Annotated in this window: 18 protein-coding genes; 9 read left to right on the forward strand and 9 right to left on the reverse strand. The window is 68.0% G+C overall.

The features are described from left to right. From gyrB to dnaA, 6 genes are all read right to left on the reverse strand, one after another. Positions 1–2061 (reverse strand): DNA topoisomerase (ATP-hydrolyzing) subunit B, encoded by a 2061-nt coding sequence (gyrB, locus tag ACP4IX_RS19675; protein WP_426521513.1) that lies wholly within the window; start codon positions 2059–2061, stop codon positions 1–3. A 433-nt stretch (positions 2062–2494) separates the two neighbouring features. Beyond that, a complete protein-coding gene (locus ACP4IX_RS19680; protein ID WP_426521512.1) occupies positions 2495–3070 on the reverse strand; it encodes a DUF721 domain-containing protein in 576 nt (191 codons plus the stop codon). Next, complete coding sequence (recF, locus tag ACP4IX_RS19685) at positions 3067–4188, reverse strand: DNA replication/repair protein RecF (protein WP_426521511.1); 1122 nt, start codon at positions 4186–4188, stop codon at positions 3067–3069. The genes ACP4IX_RS19680 and recF overlap by 4 nt, the downstream gene beginning before the upstream one ends. A gap of 65 nt (positions 4189–4253) precedes the next feature. Next, entirely contained in the window at positions 4254–5276 is a 1023-nt protein-coding gene (gene gnd / locus ACP4IX_RS19690; protein ID WP_426521510.1) for a phosphogluconate dehydrogenase (NAD(+)-dependent, decarboxylating), read from the reverse strand. A gap of 70 nt (positions 5277–5346) precedes the next feature. Further along, positions 5347–6477: a DNA polymerase III subunit beta gene (dnaN, locus tag ACP4IX_RS19695; protein WP_426521509.1), complete on the reverse strand. Its 1131-nt coding sequence runs from the start codon at positions 6475–6477 to the stop codon at positions 5347–5349. Between the two features lie 1072 nt (positions 6478–7549). After that, complete coding sequence (dnaA, locus tag ACP4IX_RS19700; protein WP_426556234.1) at positions 7550–9460, reverse strand: chromosomal replication initiator protein DnaA; 1911 nt, start codon at positions 9458–9460, stop codon at positions 7550–7552. 376 nt (positions 9461–9836) lie between these two features. Between dnaA and rpmH the strand changes: the two genes are divergently transcribed. The 9 genes from rpmH (at position 9837) to ACP4IX_RS19745 (ending at position 16829) form a co-directional block, all read left to right on the forward strand. Then, the gene (gene rpmH, locus ACP4IX_RS19705; RefSeq protein WP_003975051.1) at positions 9837–9974 is read left to right on the forward strand and encodes a 50S ribosomal protein L34; all 138 of its coding nucleotides are present in this window, start codon (positions 9837–9839) and stop codon (positions 9972–9974) included. Positions 9975–9995: 21 nt separating this feature from the next. Further along, on the forward strand, positions 9996–10367 hold the full coding sequence (gene rnpA / locus ACP4IX_RS19710; protein WP_426521507.1) for a ribonuclease P protein component: 372 nt from the start codon (positions 9996–9998) through the stop codon (positions 10365–10367). Beyond that, positions 10364–10738, forward strand: a complete 375-nt coding sequence (gene yidD, locus ACP4IX_RS19715) for a membrane protein insertion efficiency factor YidD (protein ID WP_426521506.1) — start codon at positions 10364–10366, stop codon at positions 10736–10738. Before rnpA ends, yidD begins: the two co-directional genes overlap by 4 nt. Before the next feature lie 3 nt (positions 10739–10741). Beyond that, positions 10742–12016 (forward strand): membrane protein insertase YidC, encoded by a 1275-nt coding sequence (gene yidC, locus ACP4IX_RS19720; protein WP_426521505.1) that lies wholly within the window; start codon positions 10742–10744, stop codon positions 12014–12016. Between the two features lie 15 nt (positions 12017–12031). Next, on the forward strand, positions 12032–12544 hold the full coding sequence (locus ACP4IX_RS19725; RefSeq protein WP_426521504.1) for a protein jag: 513 nt from the start codon (positions 12032–12034) through the stop codon (positions 12542–12544). A gap of 125 nt (positions 12545–12669) precedes the next feature. Continuing rightward, entirely contained in the window at positions 12670–13389 is a 720-nt protein-coding gene (rsmG, locus tag ACP4IX_RS19730) for a 16S rRNA (guanine(527)-N(7))-methyltransferase RsmG (RefSeq protein WP_426521503.1), read from the forward strand. A gap of 312 nt (positions 13390–13701) precedes the next feature. Further along, a complete protein-coding gene (locus ACP4IX_RS19735; protein WP_426521584.1) occupies positions 13702–14775 on the forward strand; it encodes a ParA family protein in 1074 nt (357 codons plus the stop codon). Beyond that, positions 14772–15884 carry a ParB/RepB/Spo0J family partition protein gene (locus ACP4IX_RS19740; protein WP_426556235.1) on the forward strand — a complete coding sequence of 371 codons (1113 nt, stop codon included), beginning with the start codon at positions 14772–14774 and terminating at the stop codon, positions 15882–15884. Before ACP4IX_RS19735 ends, ACP4IX_RS19740 begins: the two co-directional genes overlap by 4 nt. A gap of 327 nt (positions 15885–16211) precedes the next feature. Then, positions 16212–16829 carry a GNAT family N-acetyltransferase gene (locus ACP4IX_RS19745; RefSeq protein ID WP_426521501.1) on the forward strand — a complete coding sequence of 206 codons (618 nt, stop codon included), beginning with the start codon at positions 16212–16214 and terminating at the stop codon, positions 16827–16829. 81 nt (positions 16830–16910) lie between these two features. Here ACP4IX_RS19745 and trxA read toward each other — a convergent pair whose 3' ends face one another. The 3 genes from trxA to ACP4IX_RS19760 all read right to left on the reverse strand — a co-directional run bounded on the left by trxA (position 16911) and on the right by ACP4IX_RS19760 (position 19343). After that, a complete protein-coding gene (gene trxA, locus ACP4IX_RS19750; protein WP_426521500.1) occupies positions 16911–17243 on the reverse strand; it encodes a thioredoxin in 333 nt (110 codons plus the stop codon). A 43-nt stretch (positions 17244–17286) separates the two neighbouring features. Continuing rightward, positions 17287–18255, reverse strand: a complete 969-nt coding sequence (gene trxB, locus ACP4IX_RS19755) for a thioredoxin-disulfide reductase (protein WP_426521499.1) — start codon at positions 18253–18255, stop codon at positions 17287–17289. A 185-nt stretch (positions 18256–18440) separates the two neighbouring features. Then, positions 18441–19343 (reverse strand): anti-sigma factor family protein, encoded by a 903-nt coding sequence (locus tag ACP4IX_RS19760; RefSeq protein ID WP_426556264.1) that lies wholly within the window; start codon positions 19341–19343, stop codon positions 18441–18443. Positions 19344–19354: the final 11 nt, after the last annotated feature.

Below are 19354 nucleotides of genomic sequence, written 5' to 3' on the forward strand. Positions count from 1 at the left end.
TCAGATGTCGAGGAAGCGGACGTCCTTGGCGTTGCGCTGGATGAACGCGCGCCGGGCCTCGACGTCCTCGCCCATCAGCACCGAGAACAGGTCGTCGGCCTGCGCGGCGTCGTCGAGCGTGACCTGGCCGAGCACGCGGTGCTCCTGGTCCATGGTCGTGATGCGCAGCTCCTCGGCGTTCATCTCGCCGAGGCCCTTGAAGCGCTGCACGGAGTCCTCACGGATGCGCTTGCCGGCGCTTCGGCCCATCTCGATCAGGGCGTCGCGCTCGCGGTCGGAGTACGCGTACTCGAAGTCGTCCCGGCCCCACTTGATCTTGTAGAGCGGCGGGCGGGAGAGGTACACGTGCCCGGACTCGACCAGCGGCCGCATGAAGCGGAACAGGAAGGTCAGCAGCAGGGTGTTGATGTGCTGGCCGTCGACGTCGGCGTCCGCCATGAGAATGATCTTGTGGTAGCGGAGCTTCTCGATGTCGAAGTCCTCGTGCACGCCCGTGCCGAACGCGGAGATCATCGCCTGGATCTCCTGGTTCTGGAGGATCCGGTCGATGCGCGCCTTCTCGACGTTGAGGATCTTGCCGCGGATCGGGAGGATCGCCTGGTACTGCGGGTTCCGGCCGGACTTGGCGGAGCCGCCGGCGGAGTCGCCCTCGACGATGAAGATCTCGCACTTGGTCGGGTCGTTCGACTGGCAGTCGGACAGCTTGCCCGGCAGCGACGCCGTCTCCAGCAGACCCTTGCGGCGGGTCAGGTCACGGGCCTTGCGGGCCGCCACGCGCGCGGTGGCCGCCTGGATGCCCTTGCGGATGATGTCCGCCGCCTCGTTCGGATTGCGGTCGAGCCAGTCGGCCAGGTGCTCGTAGACCACGCGCTGCACGAAGGTCTTGACCTCCGTGTTGCCCAGCTTGGTCTTGGTCTGGCCCTCGAACTGCGGCTCGCCCAGCTTCACCGAGATGATCGCCGTCAGGCCCTCGCGGATGTCGTCACCCGTGAGGTTGTCGTCCTTCTCGCGCAGCAGCTTCTTGTCCCGCGCGTACTTGTTGATCAGCGAGGTGAGCGCCGCGCGGAAGCCCTCCTCGTGCGTGCCGCCCTCGTGGGTGTGGATGATGTTGGCGAAGGAGTACACGCCCTCGGTGTAGCCGCCGTTCCACTGCATCGCGATCTCGAGGGACAGGCTCTTGTCCTTGTCCTCGGCCTCGAGGTCGATCACGGTCGGGTGCACCAGGTCTCCCTTGCGGGAGTTGAGGTACTTCACGAAGTCGACGATGCCGCCCTCGTAGTGGTACGAGACGCTCTTGACCTCGTGCTTCTCGTCCTCGCCCGCCTCGTCCGCGCCGGCGGTGGCCTTCGCCGACTCGCGCTCGTCGGTGAGGTTGATCCTCAGGCCCTTGTTGAGGAAGGCCATCTCCTGGAAGCGCCGGGACAGCGTCTCGAAGGAGTAGTCGGTGGTCTCGAAGATGTCGCCGTCGGCCCAGAAGGTGACCGACGTGCCGGTCTCCTCGGTGGCCTCGTGCCGAGCCAGCGGTGCCGTGGGGACACCCAGCTTGTAGTCCTGCGTCCAGCGGTAGCCGTCGGTCCTGACCTCCACGGCGACCCTCGTGGAGAGGGCGTTGACGACGGAGACGCCCACGCCGTGCAGACCACCGGAGACCGCGTAACCGCCGCCGCCGAACTTGCCGCCCGCGTGCAGCACGGTCAGCACGACCTCGACGGCGGGCTTGCCCTCCGAGGGGACGATGCCCACCGGGATGCCACGGCCGTTGTCGACGACCCGGACACCGCCGTCGGCGAGGATCGTGACGTCGACCGTGTCCGCGTGGCCGGCCAGCGCCTCGTCGACGGAGTTGTCCACGACCTCCTGCACCAGGTGGTGCAGGCCGCGTTCACCGGTCGAGCCGATGTACATACCGGGTCGCTTGCGGACCGCGTCCAAACCCTCGAGGACGGTGATGGCACTGGCGTCGTACGAGGCGGGAGCCGCGCCGTTCGGGATGCTCGCCGCGTCGTTCGCGCCGGTGTCGGTGGACGGGTTGTTCTCGTTGGGGTTGCCGGAATCGGCCACGAAGCGCCCTTTCTGGCACAGCACGAGCCAGGCTCGTCGGCGGGTTGCCGGAGCGGCTGCGGCATGTTGCGTTGGTAAGCCTTGATCAGCGTTGCTCAGCTAGTCCCGGACGGTCCCCACATTGGGGGCGGGATTGTCTTCCATTCTACCGGTAGCACTGACACTGATGGGGGTTTGCCGGTACCTGAGTCCGCATGTGCCGCCCTGAACCAGGCTCGTCCGACTCCCGATATGTGGATGGGGGCCTCAAGAGGCTCACAACGGCACTCAGCGCTTCGAGGCGTCAACCCTTGGCTACTTGGGAGTCAGATCGTGATTCGCCACCGTGTGCGGTTCCACGACGAAGGGGGCGTCGGCGGCTCACCACAGCCACTGGCGCCTGCTTTTGTGAGGTACATCACCCGCTTCTGACGGGGTGCCAGAGCACCCCGGGTCACCCGTAGGTGTCGCCCGGGCCCCGGCTCCCGGGGGCGCGCAACGGCCCGTAACGACGACCGGGCCCGCCCGGACCACCCGGTCCCAGAACCTTGATCACCCGTACCGAACCGTGCCCGAGGTCCTCGTTGAGCCGGGCCACCAGCGTCGGCGCCAGCAACCGCAGGTTCGTCGCCCATGCCGTCGAGTCGCAGCGGACGACCAGCACCCGCTCCTCCTCGTCGTACCGCTCCGGCACACAGTGCTTCGCCACGTCCTCACCGACGATCTGCGGCCAACGGCCCATCACCCCGCCCACCGCGGCCGGCGTCTCCCAACCGCGCTCGGTGATCAGCCGGTTGATCGCCGACCCCAGTGCCATGGGGTCACGGCCGTCGGCGCGCGCGCCGGAGCGCAGACCCCCACGCCGCGCCTGCTTCTTCTGCTGCGCCGCGTCCCCACGCGCGCGGGCCGCCTCCCGCGCGGCCCTGAGGGCCACGCGCGCGAGATCCACACCCGACGGCTCCGGACTCCTGCCGCTGCCGCTGCCGCTGCCGCCGGGAGGCTTTCCGGGGCCCGGTCCGTCCACGCTCATACGCGCTCCACCGATCCCTCCGCCACGGTGAACCGCGCCCCCGCCAGCACCTGCGGTACGTCGTCGTCGACCGCGGCCGTCACCAGCACCTGCTCACCCGGCGCCACCAGTTCGGCCAGCCGTTCCCGCCGCCGCGCGTCCAGCTCGGCGAAAACGTCGTCGAGGACGAGAACGGGCTCATTGCCCTCCGCCCGCAGCAGGTCGAACGACGCCAGCCGGAGCGACAGCGCATACGACCAGGACTCGCCGTGGGAGGCGTACCCCTTGGCGGGCAGCTGGCCGAGTCTGAGGAGCAGATCGTCCCGGTGCGGCCCCACCAGGGTGACGCCCCGCTCGATCTCCTGCTTGCGGGCCTCGGCGAGCGCGGCCATCAGCTGCTCGTAGAGGCCCTCACGCGTGTGCGCCTCACCGGGCGCCGACGGCTTGTACTCCAGGGTGACGGGACCCCCGCCCGGGGCCAGCTGCTCGTACGCCTTGTCCGCCAGCGGCTGCACGGCGGCGATCAGATCCAGCCGCTGCGCGAGCAGCTCGGCACCCGCACGCGCGAGGTGCTGGTCCCACACGTCCAGCGTGGACAGGTCCATCGTGCGGCCACCGTGGCGGCGGGCGAGCGCGGCCGACTTCAGCAGGGTGTTGCGCTGCTTGAGGACCCGGTCGTAGTCGGAACGCACCCCGGCCATGCGCGGGGAGCGGGCGGTGATCAGCTCGTCCAGGAAGCGGCGCCGCTCACCGGGGTCGCCCTTCACCAGGGCGAGATCCTCGGGCGCGAACAGCACGGTGCGCACGATGCCCAGCACGTCACGTGGTCTGACCTGCGAGGACCTGTTGATACGGGCACGGTTGGCCTTGCCCGGGTTCAGCTCCAGCTCGATCAGCTGCTGCCGCTCCCCCTGCGTGACCTGGGCGCGAATCACCGCACGCTCGGCGCCCATCCGGACCAGGGGCGCGTCGGAGGAGACCCGGTGGCTGCCGAGCGTGGCGAGGTAGCCGACCGCCTCGACGAGATTGGTCTTGCCCTGCCCGTTCGGACCGACGAAGGCGGTGACGCCCGGGTCGAGCGGGACCTCGACCCGGGCGTACGAGCGGAAGTCGGCCAGCGACAGATGCGTGACGTGCATGGTCGTTTCGCCGACCTCCCCAGCCTTCGGGTGTTGACCCTCCGGTGTTGACCTTCGGGTGTTGCCTACTTCTTCTCGACCGCGTGGCCGCCGAACTGATTGCGCAGCGCGGCGATCATCTTCATCTGCGGCGAGTCGTCCTGCCGGGACGCGAACCGCGCGAACAGCGACGCCGTGATCGCCGGCAGCGGCACCGCGTTGTCGATCGCGGCCTCCACCGTCCAGCGTCCCTCACCGGAGTCCTGCGCGTAGCCCCGCAGCTCACCGAGGTGCTCGTCCTCGTCGAGCGCGTTGACCGCCAGGTCCAGCAGCCAGGAACGGATCACCGTGCCCTCCTGCCAGGACCGGAAGACCTCGCGGACGTTCTCCACGGAGTCGACCTTCTCCAGCAGCTCCCAGCCCTCGGCGTAAGCCTGCATCATGGCGTACTCGATGCCGTTGTGGACCATCTTCGCGAAGTGGCCGGCGCCCACCTTGCCGGCGTGCACGGCACCGAAGTCGCCCTCCGGCTTGAGGGCGTCGAAGACCGGCTGCACCCGGGCGACGTCGTCCGCGTCACCGCCGTACATCAGCGCGTAGCCGTTCTCCAGGCCCCACACGCCGCCGGAGACTCCGCAGTCGACGAAGCCTATGCCCTTGGCGGCCAGCTCCTCGGCGTGCTTCTCGTCGTCCGTCCAGCGGGAGTTCCCGCCGTCCACGACGATGTCACCGGGTTCCAGCAGCTCGCCGAGGCGGTCGACGGTGGCCTGGGTGGCCTCACCGGCCGGGACCATGACCCAGACGACGCGCGGGGCGCTGAGCTTGCCCACAAGCTCTTCCAGGCTGTGGACATCGGCGAGGTCCGGATTGCGGTCGTATCCGACGACGGTGTGGCCCGCGCGGCGGATCCGCTCGCGCATGTTGCCGCCCATCTTGCCGAGGCCGACGAGACCGAGCTCCATCAGTTGCGTTTCCTTAGGTGTGCGAGGGGCGGGACGGCACGTCCTGACCCGACGGATGACCCGCCGGATGCGTGCCGCGGCACTTTCGTACCCACGTCCGAGCCTAAACCCGGACGCCCGTGCACAGCTGTGGGCGTACGCGCTCATACGTACGCCCTCACCTGCGAGTTTCCCTCACCCTGTGGACAACCGGCGCCCCACCGATGAGCTCAGCCGCTCAGCCGCTCAGCCGCACCGGCATGATCAGGTACTTGTAGGCCTCGTCCGCCTCGGCGTCCACGGCGGGCTTGCCGCTGAGCAGCGCCGGCTTCGTGGAGGTCGTGAAGGACAGCTGCGCCACCGGAGAGTCGATCGCGCTCAGACCGTCCAGCAGGAACGTCGGGTTGAAGGCGATCGAGATGTCGTCGCCCTCCAGCTGGGCGTCCACCCTCTCCACAGCCTGTGCGTCGTCGCTGGAGCCGGCCTCCAGGATGAGTACGCCCTGCTCGAAGCTGAGCCGGACCGGGGTGTTGCGCTCGGCGACCAGGGCCACGCGCTTGACGGCCTCCACGAAGGGAGCCGTCTCGATCACGGCGACGCTGTTGAACTCCGTCGGGAACAGCGTCTTGTACTTCGGGAGGTCGCCCTCCAGCAGCCGCGTCGTCGTCCGGCGGCCCGCGCCCTCGAAGCCGATCAGGCCCTCACCCGCGCCCGAGCCGGACAGCGCCAGGATCACCTGGTCGCCGCTGGTCAGCGCCTTGGCGGTGTCCTGGAGCGTCTTGGCGGGCACCAGGGCGACCGCGGAGACGTCCGGATTCTCCGGCTTCCACAGGAACTCGCGGACCGCGAAGCGGTAGCGGTCGGTGGAGGCCAGCGTCACCGAGTCGCCCTCGATCTCGATGCGCACACCGGTGAGGACGGGCAGTGTGTCGTCACGGCCGGCGGCGATGGCGACCTGCTGCACGGCCGAGGCGAACACCTCGCCGGGGACCGTGCCCGTCGCCTCCGGCATCTGCGGCAGCGCCGGGTACTCCTCCACCGGCAGGGTGTGGAGGGTGAACCGCGAGGAACCGCAGACCACCGTCGCCCGTACACCGTCTGTGGAAATCTCCACCGGCCGGTTGGGGAGGGCGCGGGAGATGTCGGCGAGCAGGCGGCCCGAGACCAGGACCGTGCCCTCCTCCTCGATCTCCGCCTCCACCGACACCCGCGCGGAGACCTCGTAGTCGAAGCTGGACAGGCTCAGCTGTCCCTCCTCGGCCTTCAGCAGCAGGCCCGCGAGGACCGGCGCCGGCGGACGGGCCGGAAGGCTGCGAGCCGCCCAGGCCACTGCCTCCGCGAGTACGTCGCGTTCCACCCGGATCTTCACTGTTGCCGCCTCCTGCTGTTGCCGGCGCTGCTCGCTCTGCCTGGCCTTCGTCGTCTGAGTCGGTGTCGTCGGTCCCCGTGAGGGGCAGAACACCGGGGACCAGTCTGACGCACCCCACTGACAGTAGGTGCCGTTCGGGGTCAAGTCGTGGCGAGGGGCGGCCGGGCTCGAGAGCGCGAGTTGTGCACAGGGCCCACTTCGAAACGAATTCCGCACTCTCTCTAGTCGTTAGTAGTAGTAGGGCCTGTGGATACCGTGGATAACCTCGTTTTCCCAGGTCAGAGCAGGTTTTTTGTCCACCGTGCCTGTGGGCGGAGCCGGTGGACAACCGGGCTCTTCTGTGGAGAACGGAAAGTTCTGCACACGCCGTGCACAGGGAGGGGCGACTTCTCCCCAGAGCCGTCCCCAGGTTTACCCAGGTTGCCCACAGCCCAACCGGGGCTCCCGATGTGACGCCTTTCACTCGACGCGGTGACTGAGCGCGTCAGGTTGCCGAACAGTGGACAGGCATGTGGAGAAGCTGGGGATCGCTGGGGACAACTCCCCTCAGCCTGTGGGTTGCCCGTGGACAACTTCCTGCACAGCCTGTGGACCGTTTCTTTGTCCACAGGCTGTGGATAATATTCGTCCACGAATCCACAGGGAGCTGACCTGCCCCGATGATCTCGTAACACCCTGGCCTGTGGACAGGATCGGGACAACTTCCCGGTCCCCAAGGTGTGGACGGAAAAAAGTCACCGAATCTGTGGAGAGCGGCCGTAACCCGGCAGGGATTCGAACAGCGAGGACCGGGGGCGGGCTCGGCTCCTGCTCTCGCCGCACCGCTGCGGACCTCCGGGACGGTGCCGAATCCGGGACGCGGTGCGGGACGCAGGCATGGGCACGGCACGCAGGGGGCGGCAGGGGCGGCAGGGGGGGGGCAGGGGGGGCGCGGGCAGCACGGGGGCCGTAGGTGCGGGCAACGGGGCGCTGTACGGGCACGGGGCCGCAGGTGCGGGCAACGGGGGCATGGGGGCACGGGAAAGGCGCCCCAGGGGTGTCCGGGGCGCCTCGGTGACCGGTGCGGGCGGTGTCAGCCGTTCTTGATGCGGTTGGTCAGCTCGGTGACCTGGTTGTAGATGGAGCGCCGCTCGGCCATCAGATTGCGGATCTTGCGGTCTGCGTGCATCACCGTGGTGTGGTCCCGGCCGCCGAACAAGGCGCCGATCTTCGGCAGGGAGAGGTCCGTCAGTTCGCGGCACAGGTACATCGCGATCTGCCGGGCCGTCACCAGTGCGCGCCCGCGCGAGGTGCCGCACAGGTCCTCGACGGTGAGGCCGAAGTAGTCGGCGGTCGCGCCCATGATGGCCGTGGAGGTGATCTCGGGTGCCGAGTCATCGCCGCCGGGGATCAGGTCCTTCAGGACGATTTCCGTGAGGCCCAGGTCGACGGGCTGCCGGTTGAGCGATGCGAACGCCGTGACCCGGATCAGCGCGCCCTCCAGTTCGCGGATGTTGCGCGAGATCCGGGAGGCGATGAACTCCAGTACCTCCGGCGGGGCGTTGAGCTGCTCCTGGACCGCCTTCTTGCGCAGGATCGCGATGCGCGTCTCCAGCTCGGGCGGCTGGACGTCGGTGATCAGACCCCACTCGAAGCGGTTCCGCAGCCGGTCCTCCAGCGTGACCAGCTGCTTGGGGGGCCGGTCGGAGGAGAGGACGATCTGCTTGTTCGCGTTGTGGAGGGTGTTGAAGGTGTGGAAGAACTCCTCCTGGGTCGACTCCTTGTCCGCGAGGAACTGGATGTCGTCGACGAGCAGGATGTCCATCTCGCGGTAGCGCTTGCGGAAGCTGTCGCCCTTGCCGTCGCGGATGGAGTTGATGAACTCGTTGGTGAACTCCTCGGAGCTCACGTAGCGCACGCGTGTGCCGGGGTAGAGGCTGCGGGCGTAGTGGCCGATGGCGTGCAGGAGATGGGTCTTGCCGAGGCCCGACTCCCCGTAGATGAAGAGCGGGTTGTACGCCTTCGCGGGTGCCTCGGCGACGGCGACGGCCGCCGCGTGGGCGAAGCGGTTGGAGGCGCCGATGACGAAGGTGTCGAAGAGGTACTTCGGGTTCAGCCGTGCGGTCGGCTCACCCGGGCCCGTCGCCGGCGCGGGCTGCGCGGCCAGCGGGCCGGGGGCGCCGGTGGCGGGACCGGGTCCGACGGGACCGCCGCGGTGGACGTGTCCGGAGCCGGACGGCGGCTCGGGCAGGTCCCGGCGGGGGCCGCGCTGGTCGTAGTCGCCGCGGGCCTGTTCGTAGTCGTTGCGTTCGTAGTCGCCACGCGAGTCACCACGGGAATCGCCGCGCTGGGAGTCGTACGGCGGGCGGTCCGGGGACTGCGGACGGTAGTCCTGCTGGTACGCGTCCTTCGGGTACGGGTCCTGGCCGTAGGACTCCTGCGGGGGCGACGCGTAGGGGTCCCGTTCCGGGAAGCCGAGGCGCTGCTGCTGCCAGCCGTAGTCGTCCTGCTGTGCCGGGCGCGGCCAGGAGCCGGGCTCGGGGCGCTGGTACTCCTGCGGGTAGGCGGGGCGGGCGGTGGGGAGCTGTTCGGCGCGGTGGCGGCCGTATCCGTCGTAGCCCTCGTATTCGTCGCGGCCCTGAACGCCGGGGGCGGGGAGCTCGGGCTCCTCGTAGCGGGGCTGGGGGCGGGCAGGGGGCGCCGGCGGGGTGGGGCCGGTGGGTTCGCCCGCGGTGTCGTCGACGGTGATCGCGATGCGGATGGGGCGGCCGCATTCACGGCTCAGCGTCTCGCTGACGATGGGGGCGAGGCGGCCCTCCAGTACGCCCTTCGCGAATTCGTTCGGTACGGCGAGCAGGGCGGTGTCGGCGACCAGTGCGAGGGGCTGGCAGCGTCGGATCCAGTGCTCGTCCTTCGACTCGACACCTTGCCCGCGGCCCTCCCCGAGGAGTTGCTCCAGTACGCGTGGCCACACTGCGGCAAGATCGGCAGGTACGTCAGCCACAGGGCACGCTCTCTCACGAGTCCCTCGAAGGTGTGATTCGGGGACGGGTCGGGATGAAACTCGGGTGGGGCAGGGATAAGGGAACGAATCGGAGTCCATTCACGGTAGTCAGCGCGGCCGGTAGGGTTCAAGTTGTTGTCCCCAGCCTGTGGACAAGCGTCTCCCGGTCACCGCTGGTTTGACCGAATGGCGCAGTCCCACGTACCGTAACCAAGTCGAGTTGTCGATGGCTGCTGCCGCCTGCCTCCGATGGGCACAGGTCACGTCCAAGGTGATCGAAAAGCGGTGCACTCGGGCGTAACGCGAGCTACTCGTGGGCGCACGGTGACAGCCAGGACGGCACCCCGCCACCCCCGATTCTTTCTGGAGCCCCCGAGTGAGCAAGCGCACCTTCCAGCCGAACAACCGTCGCCGCGCGAAGACCCACGGTTTCCGGCTGCGTATGCGTACCCGTGCCGGCCGCGCGATTCTCGCGACTCGCCGCAGCAAGGGTCGCGCCCGCCTGTCCGCCTGATCCCGGTCAGGTCATGACATCGTGCTGCCCACCGAGAACCGGCTGAGGCGGCGCGAGGACTTCGCGACCGCGGTACGACGAGGCCGCCGGGCCGGCCGCCCGGTCCTCGTCGTCCATCTTCGAAGCGGTGCCACGGACCCGCACGCGCCTGGGGAGAGCGCTCCCCCGACACGTGCGGGTTTCGTCGTGAGCAAGGCTGTGGGTGGTGCCGTCGTGCGCAACAAGGTGAAGCGCAGGTTTCGCCATCTGATGCGCGACCGGATCGACCTGTTGCCCCCCGGTAGCCTGGTAGTCGTACGAGCGCTACCCGGTGCGGGTGACGCAGACCATGCACAGCTGGCCCGAGACCTGGATGCCGCCCTGGAGCGGCTGCTGGGAGGGGGCGCGCGATGAAGTACCCGCTGCTGGCTCTGATCAAGCTGTACCAGTGGACGATCAGTCCGCTGCTGGGGCCGGTGTGCAAGTACTACCCGTCGTGTTCCCACTACGGCTACACGGCCATAGACCGGCACGGTGCCATCAAGGGCACGGCGCTCACCGCTTGGCGCATCCTGCGGTGCAATCCGTGGTCGCTGGGCGGTGTGGACCACGTCCCGCCGCGTAAGCGTCCGCGGTGGCACGAAATGCTGCGCGGCGCTTGGCGTGCACGCAAGGGCGGGCCCTCCGCCGCCGAACCGGCCACCGAGGGACAGACTGCTCCGACGAGCCCGTCCAGTCCTCCGAGCCCGGCCGCAGAGACCCAGCCCCATGCCCAAGGAGCATGATTAGTGGACACGATTGCCAGCCTCTTCAGCTTCATCACGACACCTGTCTCCTGGGTCATCGTCCAGTTCCACAGCGTGTACGGCGCCCTCTTCGGCCCTGACACCGGATGGGCCTGGGGCCTGTCCATCGTGTCCCTGGTGATTCTCATCCGTATCTGCCTGATCCCGCTCTTCGTGAAGCAGATCAAGGCGACGCGCGGGATGCAGACGCTCCAGCCGGAGATGAAGAAGATCCAGGAGCGCTACAAGAACGACAAGCAGCGCCAGTCCGAAGAGATGATGAAGCTGTACAAGGAGACGGGTACCAACCCGCTCTCCTCGTGCCTTCCCATCCTGGCGCAGTCCCCGTTCTTCTTCGCCCTGTACCACGTGCTCAACAGCATCGCGTCGAACGACACCATCGGTGTGATCGACAAGGGCCTGCTGGAGAGTGCGCAGAAGGCTCACATCTTCGGCGCGCCGCTGGCCTCGAAGTTCACCGACGGCGCGTCCGCGGTGGAGGCTCTCGGTTCCTCGCTGACGGACGTCCGGATCGTCACCGCGATCATGATCGTGCTGATGTCGGCGTCGCAGTTCTTCACCCAGCGCCAGCTGATGACCAAGAACGTCGACACGACGGTCAAGACGCCGTTCATGCAGCAGCAGAAGATGCTGATGTATGTCTTCCCGGTCATGTTCGCCGTCTTCGGCATCAACTTCCCCGTCGGTGTCCTCGTCTACTGGCTGACCACCAACGTGTGGACCATGGGCCAGCAGATGTACGTCATCCGCAACAACCCGACGCCGGGTTCCAAGGCGCAGGCCTCCTACCTGGAGCGACTGCAGAAGAGCGTCACCCAGCACGGCAAGACGCGTGGTCGTGGTGAGAAGGCCATCGTGAAGGCCATCGTCGCCAAGGGCCGGGACCGCAACGAGTTCGAGCGGAAGTTCATCAACGGTCTGAACAAGGCGGGCATGGCGGCCCAGGCCGACGGCACCGTGGTGAAGAACGACGCCGCGGTCGCCGCCCAGACCGAGGACGGCGCGACCGTGACCACTTCGGCCACTCCCAAGCGCCAGCAGCCCAAGCGGCAGAGCAAGTCTCAGCGCCAGGCCGCGAAGGTGGCCGGCGAGTCCGAGTCGAAAACCTCGCTGACCAAGTCGGACGAGCCGCAGGACGCCAAGCCTGCCTCCGGCGCCAACAAGCCGGCTCAGAAGTCCGGCGGCGGTGGCCGTAGCAAGGCCCAGTCCGGACAGCGCAAGGGCCCGCAGCGGCCCAAGTCCCCGTCGAAGAAGTAAGAAGGAGCCCATCCCGTGACGGAAGGCACCACCTCCGCCGCTGCCGAGGGTGCAGACACCCTGACTCGCCTCGAGAACGAGGGCGAGATCGCCGCGGACTACTTGGAGGGCCTGCTCGACATCGCCGACCTCGACGGCGACATCGACATGGACGTCGAGGCCGACCGTGCCTCTGTCTCGATCATCAGCGACTCGAACAGCCGCGACCTGCAGAAGCTGGTGGGCCGGGACGGTGAGGTGCTGGAGGCTCTGCAGGAGCTCACGCGCCTGGCCGTGCACCGGGAGACCGGCGACCGCAGTCGGCTGATGCTCGACATCGCGGGTTACCGGGCCGGGAAGCGGGCCGAGCTCTCCGAGCTGGGGGCCAAGGCCGCTGCCGAGGTCAGGAGCAGCGGCGAGCCCGTGCGAATGAAGCCGATGACGCCGTTCGAGCGCAAGGTCGTGCACGACGCGGTCAAGGCCGCGGGGCTGCGCAGCGAGTCCGAGGGCGAAGAGCCCGAGCGCTTCGTCGTCGTGCTTCCCGCCTGACCGTTCTCACGTTCTCCGGCCCCGTCTGTTGCGCAGGCGGGGCCGGATTTTGTCAGCCTGATAGTTCTGGTGGTTCTTGTAGCGGCGACTGGTGCGCCGGTGCCGTACGGAAGGACGGTCCCCCTGTGACGGAGGCAGCGGAGCTTCCCCCTGTGCCTGAGCAGGCACGCGACGTGTTCGGTGATCGGTACGCGGATGCGGTCCGCTACGCGGAGCTGCTCGCCGAGGCGGGAGTGAAGCGTGGCCTGATCGGTCCACGCGAGGTTCCCCGCCTGTGGGAGCGCCATCTGCTGAACTGCGCGGTGCTCTCGGAGGTTGTGCCCGAGGGTGTGACGGTGTGCGATGTCGGATCGGGTGCGGGCCTGCCAGGAATCCCGCTGGCGCTCGTCCGGGAAGACCTGAAGATCACGCTCCTGGAGCCGCTGCTGCGGCGCACCAACTTCCTGACCGAGGTCGTGGAGTTGCTGGGCCTCGACCACGTCACGGTCGTGCGTGGCCGGGCCGAGGAGGTCATGGGCAAGATGCCGCCCGTGCATGTGGTGACGGCTCGTGCCGTTGCCCCGCTGGACCGTCTGGCCACATGGGGGGTTCCGCTGCTGCGCCCGTACGGCGAGATGCTCGCCCTCAAGGGCGACACGGCCGAGGAAGAGCTGAAGGCTGCGGCCTCGGCGCTGAGCAAGCTGGGTGCGGTGGAGACGTCCATCCTGCATGTGGGTGAGGGCGTCGTGAACCCCATGTCCACCGTGGTGCGGGTCGAGGTCGGGGAAAGCCCGGGAGGCGTGCGCTTTGCCGCCAAGCGGGCCAAGGCGGCCCGGACGGGGCGGACGCGTCGGCGTCGCGGATAGCCGTGCGGGTAGCCGCAAAGGGCGCGGGCGACGCTGTTCTGTTCTGATACGCCCTGAAGGTCGGCTGTACTCCACACAAGCTGCCGAACCATCGCATGCCGGAGTGTCGCGACAGTTCGGCTTCGGCTGCTGTGCATCGTGTTTCACGTGAAACGTCGCTCACTGCTGCACGGCATCATCAGTCGCGGCCGCGCTGCGGCCGACCCCCGTGACCGAAAGCCTCTCGGGTCGCTCGGGGAGGGCACGGAGTTGTCCACAGAGGTGGATTTCTCCACAGAACACCAGGCCTCACTGGTTCATGACCCCGAAGACATGGGAGGCTCTGTTCATTGCGAGCCTGAAGTCGAGGAGAGTGAATCCTTGCGGTCCGACGCCAATATCGCGGGACCGATGACCGATCCGGTCCCCGGTCCCCGTACCGAGTCGATGGGGGCGGATGTTTCACGTGAAACACCGCCTCCGATGGACGACACTCCGATCGGTCGTGCCGCCCAACTGGCGGTGGAGGTTCTGGGACGCGCCGGCGAGGGACTGCCGCGGCCCGAGCAGACCAGGGTCATGGTGGTCGCCAATCAGAAGGGCGGTGTGGGCAAGACGACGACGACCGTCAATCTTGCAGCGTCGCTCGCCCTGCACGGTGCCAGGGTTCTGGTCGTCGACCTCGATCCACAGGGCAATGCCTCCACTGCGCTGGGCATCGACCATCACGCCGATGTCCCATCGATCTACGACGTACTGGTCGAGAGCAGGCCACTCTCGGAAGTGGTCCAGCCGGTAGTCGACGTCGAGGGTCTCTTCTGTGCACCCGCCACGATCGATCTCGCCGGTGCGGAGATCGAGCTGGTCTCTCTGGTGGCACGCGAAAGCCGGCTTCAGCGGGCGATCCAGGCGTACGAGCAGCCGCTGGACTATATCCTCATCGACTGCCCTCCCTCCCTCGGCCTGCTGACAGTCAACGCGCTTGTCGCGGGCCAGGAGGTACTGATCCCGATCCAGTGCGAGTACTACGCGCTGGAAGGGCTGGGGCAGCTGCTGCGGAACGTCGATCTGGTCCGGGGGCACCTCAACCCCACGCTGCATGTGTCGACGATTCTGCTCACCATGTACGACGGCCGGACGCGACTCGCGTCCCAGGTCGCGGACGAGGTGCGCAGTCACTTCGGTGACGAGGTGCTGCGGACGAGTATTCCGCGGTCGGTTCGTATCTCGGAGGCCCCGAGTTACGGACAGACGGTACTGACCTACGATCCAGGATCGAGTGGAGCGCTCTCCTATCTGGAGGCGGCACGCGAGATCGCGCTGAAGGGTGTGGGCGTCAGTTACGACGCGACGCACGCCCACATCGGCGCACAGAATGACGCGAACATGGTGGAGGGGATCCAGTGAGTGATCGACGGAGGGGGCTGGGCCGAGGTCTGGGCGCACTGATCCCCAATGCTCCGACGGAGAAGTCGGTGGCTTCGGCAGCACTGGGCAATGCGGCTCCTGCGCCGCAGGGGGCGATGCCCCTGCTGCCGAGCGACCGCGGAGTGGCCGCCGCGAAGGTCGCGACGCTGCCCCCGGTTCCACGTGAAACGGAGGAGTCGGCGGCACGCAGCGCGGCACCAAGCGGTATGGACGGGTTGAGGCCGCCCATGGGGGCGCACTTCGCGGAGGTCCCGCTCGAGGCCATCACGCCGAACCCGAAGCAGCCGCGGAAGGACTTCGACGACGACGCGCTGGCCGAGCTTGTGACCTCCATCAGTGAGGTCGGTCTCCTCCAGCCGGTCGTTGTCCGTCAGACGGGGCCCGGCCGCTACGAGCTCATCATGGGCGAGCGTCGTCTCCGGGCTTGCCGAGAGCTGGAGATGGATGCCATCCCAGCGATCGTGCGGGCCACAGAGGACGAGAAGCTCCTCCTGGACGCGCTGCTGGAGAACCTGCACCGGGCCCAGCTGAATCCGCTGGAAGAGGCCTTCGCCTACGACCAGCTGCTGAAGGACTTCAACTGTACGCACGACCAGCTGGCGGACCGCATCGGTCGCTCCCGTCCCCAGGTTTCCAACACGCTGCGTCTGCTGAAGCTGTCGCCGAAGGTTCAGAACCGAGTTGCTGCCGGAGTGCTCTCCGCCGGGCACGCGCGGGCACTGCTCTCCGTGGAGGATCCTGAGGAGCAGGACCGGCTGGCGCATCGGATCGTGGCCGAGGGGCTTTCGGTGCGGTCCGTCGAAGAGATCGTCACCTTGATGGGTTCCCGGCCGCAGAAGGCACAGCGTTCCAAGGGCCCGCGCGCCGGAGCCCTGGTCTCTCCGGCGCTCTCGGACTTGGCGACACGGCTCTCGGATCGCTTCGAGACCCGAGTGAAGGTCGACCTGGGGCAGAAAAAAGGAAAGATCACTGTGGAGTTCGCTTCCATGGAGGACCTTGAGCGGATCCTTGGGAGTCTCGCTCCCGGTGAAGGACCCGTGCTGCAGAAGGGGCTCTTGGACGGCGAAGCCGAGGAGCTCGACTCCTGAGGCCGGGGCAGGTGGAGCACGGGCGGTGTCCACCTGCTGAGGGGGCGGGTCGTGACCGGTGCGTACCGGAACACGGCCCGCCCTTTGCTTTCCTTCGGTGTCGGGGTCACCGCATCGTGGTTACGATGCGATCAGGATGGCGCGAGCACCTGGCGGTACCTCTGAGAGGAAGGCAGGGGCCATGCGAACGATGAGCCGCACGCGATTGGTGAGCGCGGGCTTGGGTTTGGGTGCGGTCGGTGGGTTCATCGGCAGCCTGCTCAGGGAACGGAGCGCTCTGACAGCGGCCCGCGACGCGGCGGGCGAAGGAAGCGAGGAAAGGCCTTCATGGGGCGCCGGCTCGTACCGCTCACGCTGGACAACCTTCAGGACCTTCCCCAGCGCTGTCGCTCGTGCGTCTTCTGGGAGCTGGACCCCGTCAGCGGTGAAGCCGCGGTAGAGGCAGGTACGCCGGCCCTGGAGAAGGAGTCGTGGATCTCCGCCGTCCTGCTGGACTGGGGATCGTGCGGCCGGGTGGTCTACGTCGACGATGTGCCGGTGGGCTTTGTCCTCTACGCTCCACCGGCGTACGTACCGCGCTCGACGGCTTTTCCCACCAGCCCTGTCTCTCATGATGCGGTGCAGCTGATGACTGCGTTCGTGACGCCGGGCTATCAGGGGCAGGGACTGGGCCGGGTGATGGTCCAGACAGTCGCCAAGGATCTGCTGCGCCGGGGGTTCAAGGCGATCGAGGCGTTCGGGGATGCCCGCTGGAAAGAGCCGGCCTGTGTCCTGCCCGCTGACCACCTGCTGGCTGTGGGCTTCAAGACGGTCCGGCCCCATCCCAGTCATCCGCGGCTGCGGCTGGAGCTCCGTTCCACGCTGTCCTGGAAGGAAGACGTGGAGATGGCGCTGGATCGTCTGCTCGGAGCCGTGCAGAAGGAACCGGCGCTGCGGCCGCTGTAGCGGCACGGCGGTGCCGAGGACCGCTTCCATGCGAATGGGCCGACCCGTCCGGGTCGGCCCATTCGTGTTTCACGTGAAACGTCAGTCGGCGATGAAGTCCTCGAGGTCGCGGACGAGCGCGGCCTTCGGCTTGGCGCCGACGATGGTCTTGGCGACCTCGCCGCCCTGGTAGACGTTCAGGGTCGGGATGGACATGACGCCGTACTTGGCGGCCGTACCCGGGTTCTCGTCGATGTTCAGCTTGACGACCTCGATCTTGTCGCCGTACTCGGCGGCGATCGCCTCGAGGGACGGCGCGATCTGGCGGCACGGACCGCACCAGGCGGCCCAGAAGTCCACCAGGACGGGCTTGTCGCTCTTGAGGACGTCCTCGTCGAAGGAGGCGTCGGTCACCTTCTTCAGGGCTTCGGCCACGGCAGGCTCCTTAATTGGTTGGTGCGTGGGGTGGTGGAAGGGGTCAGACAGTGGTCTTCTCGGGCTCGGCCTTGTCCCCGTCGGTGAGCGCGGCGAGGAAACGCTCGGCATCGAGCGCGGCGGAGCAGCCGGTGCCGGCGGCGGTGATCGCCTGGCGATAGGTGTGGTCGACCACGTCACCGGCGCCGAAGACACCAGGCAGGTTGGTCTGGGTCGACGGGGCGTCCACCTTCAGGTAGCCCTCCGGGTCCAGGTCGAGCTGGCCCTTGAAGAGCTCCGTACGCGGGTCGTGGCCGATCGCGATGAACAGGCCGGTCACCGCCAGGTCCGAAAGCTCGCCGGTCTTGACGTTGCGCAGCTTCAGGCCCGAGAGCTTCTGCTCGCCCTGTACTTCGGCGACCTCGCTGTCCCAGACGAACGAGATCTTGGGGTCGGCGAAAGCGCGCTCCTGCATCGCCTTGGAGGCACGCAGGGTGTCACGGCGGTGGACGATGGTCACGGACTTGGCGAAGCGGGAGAGGAACGTGGCCTCCTCCATCGCGGTGTCACCGCCGCCGATCACAGCGATGTCCTGGTCCTTGAAGAAGAAGCCGTCGCAGGTCGCGCACCAGGAGACGCCGCGGCCGGACAGGGCGTCTTCGTTCGGCAGACCGAGCTTGCGGTGCTGGGAACCGGTGGTGACGATGACGGCCTTGGCCCGGTGAACGGTGCCCGCGGTGTCGGTGACGGTCTTGATCTCACCGGTCAGGTCGACGGCGACGACATCGTCCGGGATCAGCTCGGCGCCGAAGCGCTCCGCCTGGGCGCGCATGTTGTCCATGAGCTCGGGGCCCATGATGCCGTCCTGGAAGCCGGGGAAGTTCTCCACCTCGGTGGTGTTCATCAGCGCACCGCCTGCTGTGACGGCGCCCTCGAACACCAGCGGCTTCAGCGACGCGCGCGCGGTGTAGAGCGCCGCCGTGTAGCCGGCGGGCCCGGAGCCGATGATGATCACGTTTCGGACGTCGCTCACGGCTTCATTCCTCGTCTCTGGACTGCGTCTTCAGGGCGGGGTGGAGCTTCTCTCGGAGCTCTCACCCCACCCAACGGATCCTACGGGGCGCGCATTCCCGCTGTGCCGGGGCACACGGAGTGGAAGTCCCGGCACGACGGGACGAGGAACGGATTCCCGTGCTGAAGAGGATCAGAGTTCAGTGCTCAGGAACGTGCGTAGGAGTGCTTCAGAAGGATCTTGGCCTTGCTCACAGCAGGCTGATCCACACACGTCGACTCGACGATGTACGCGGTGACACGGCTGTCGTTGGAGGCGTCGGGCACCACGACGAGCAGCGCTTCCTTGCCCTTGTAGACGCCCTCCTTCACGGCGAGCGCGGCGTCCTCGCGGCCGATGCCCTTCTGGATGCACTCGGGGACCGTCGGCTGCTTGAAGACATGGTTCTCACCACTGGTCTCGGACTCCGTGCCGAAGCTGCGCGGTGTACGCGGACCGCTCGACGCGTCCTGCTCGCTGGCGAGGAGATCGGTGACCTGTTTCTTCAGCTGTCCCTCGGAGAAGGTGTCCGCGAGTGCGGTCTGCTGCCCCTGGGCGGTGTCACCGGACGAGTCGTCCCCGCTGAGTGAGGAAACGAGCACGGAGCCGATCCCGAGGGCGGCAGCGGCGGCAACGGCGCCGAGGACGGCGATCCTGCGTCGCCCGCCTCGTCGGCGGTCCTTGCGGCCCGGTCCGGTGAATGACGGCCGGGCGCGCCCGACGGGCCGGTCTGCCGATGACCATGTTTCACGTGAAACGTGGGTGCTGTCGTTCCTGTCCGAGGCGGCGGGCGCCGTAGCGGCAGGCGCGTGCTCGTGGGTTTCCGGTGCCGTGGCGCTCAGCGGGGCCTCGTCGGCCAGGGCGGCATCGATCCGGCCGACCACGTCATCGGGCATCCGAGCCGGTCCCGGCAGCGTGCCGAGCAGTCCCTGGATCTCCTCCAGCGACGTGTAGACGTCGGTGCAGAGCGCGCAGGTCTCCAGGTGCCGCCGTAGATCTGTGGTCCGTGAGGCGGGGAGCAGGCCTTCGGCGAGGTCGGAGATCTCCGCGACGTCCGGGTGCCCGGTCATGTCTGTCGTCG

The organism is Streptomyces sp. WG5 (assembly GCF_049974565.1).
In the GTDB taxonomy this organism is placed as follows: domain Bacteria; phylum Actinomycetota; class Actinomycetes; order Streptomycetales; family Streptomycetaceae; genus Streptomyces.

Coding starts and splice junctions, on each gene's coding strand:
- gnd (WP_426521510.1), bottom strand. CDS start 5,276: ATGAGCGCGTACGCCCACAGCTGTGCACGGGCGTCCGGGTTTAGGCTC.
- ACP4IX_RS19680 (WP_426521512.1), bottom strand. CDS start 3,070: ATGAGCGTGGACGGACCGGGCCCCGGAAAGCCTCCCGGCGGCAGCGGC.
- ACP4IX_RS19735 (WP_426521584.1), top strand. CDS start 13,702: ATGGGAGGCTCTGTTCATTGCGAGCCTGAAGTCGAGGAGAGTGAATCC.
- ACP4IX_RS19760 (WP_426556264.1), bottom strand. CDS start 19,343: ATGACCGGGCACCCGGACGTCGCGGAGATCTCCGACCTCGCCGAAGGC.
- yidD (WP_426521506.1), top strand. CDS start 10,364: ATGAAGTACCCGCTGCTGGCTCTGATCAAGCTGTACCAGTGGACGATC.
- recF (WP_426521511.1), bottom strand. CDS start 4,188: ATGCACGTCACGCATCTGTCGCTGGCCGACTTCCGCTCGTACGCCCGG.
- ACP4IX_RS19745 (WP_426521501.1), top strand. CDS start 16,212: ATGGGGCGCCGGCTCGTACCGCTCACGCTGGACAACCTTCAGGACCTT.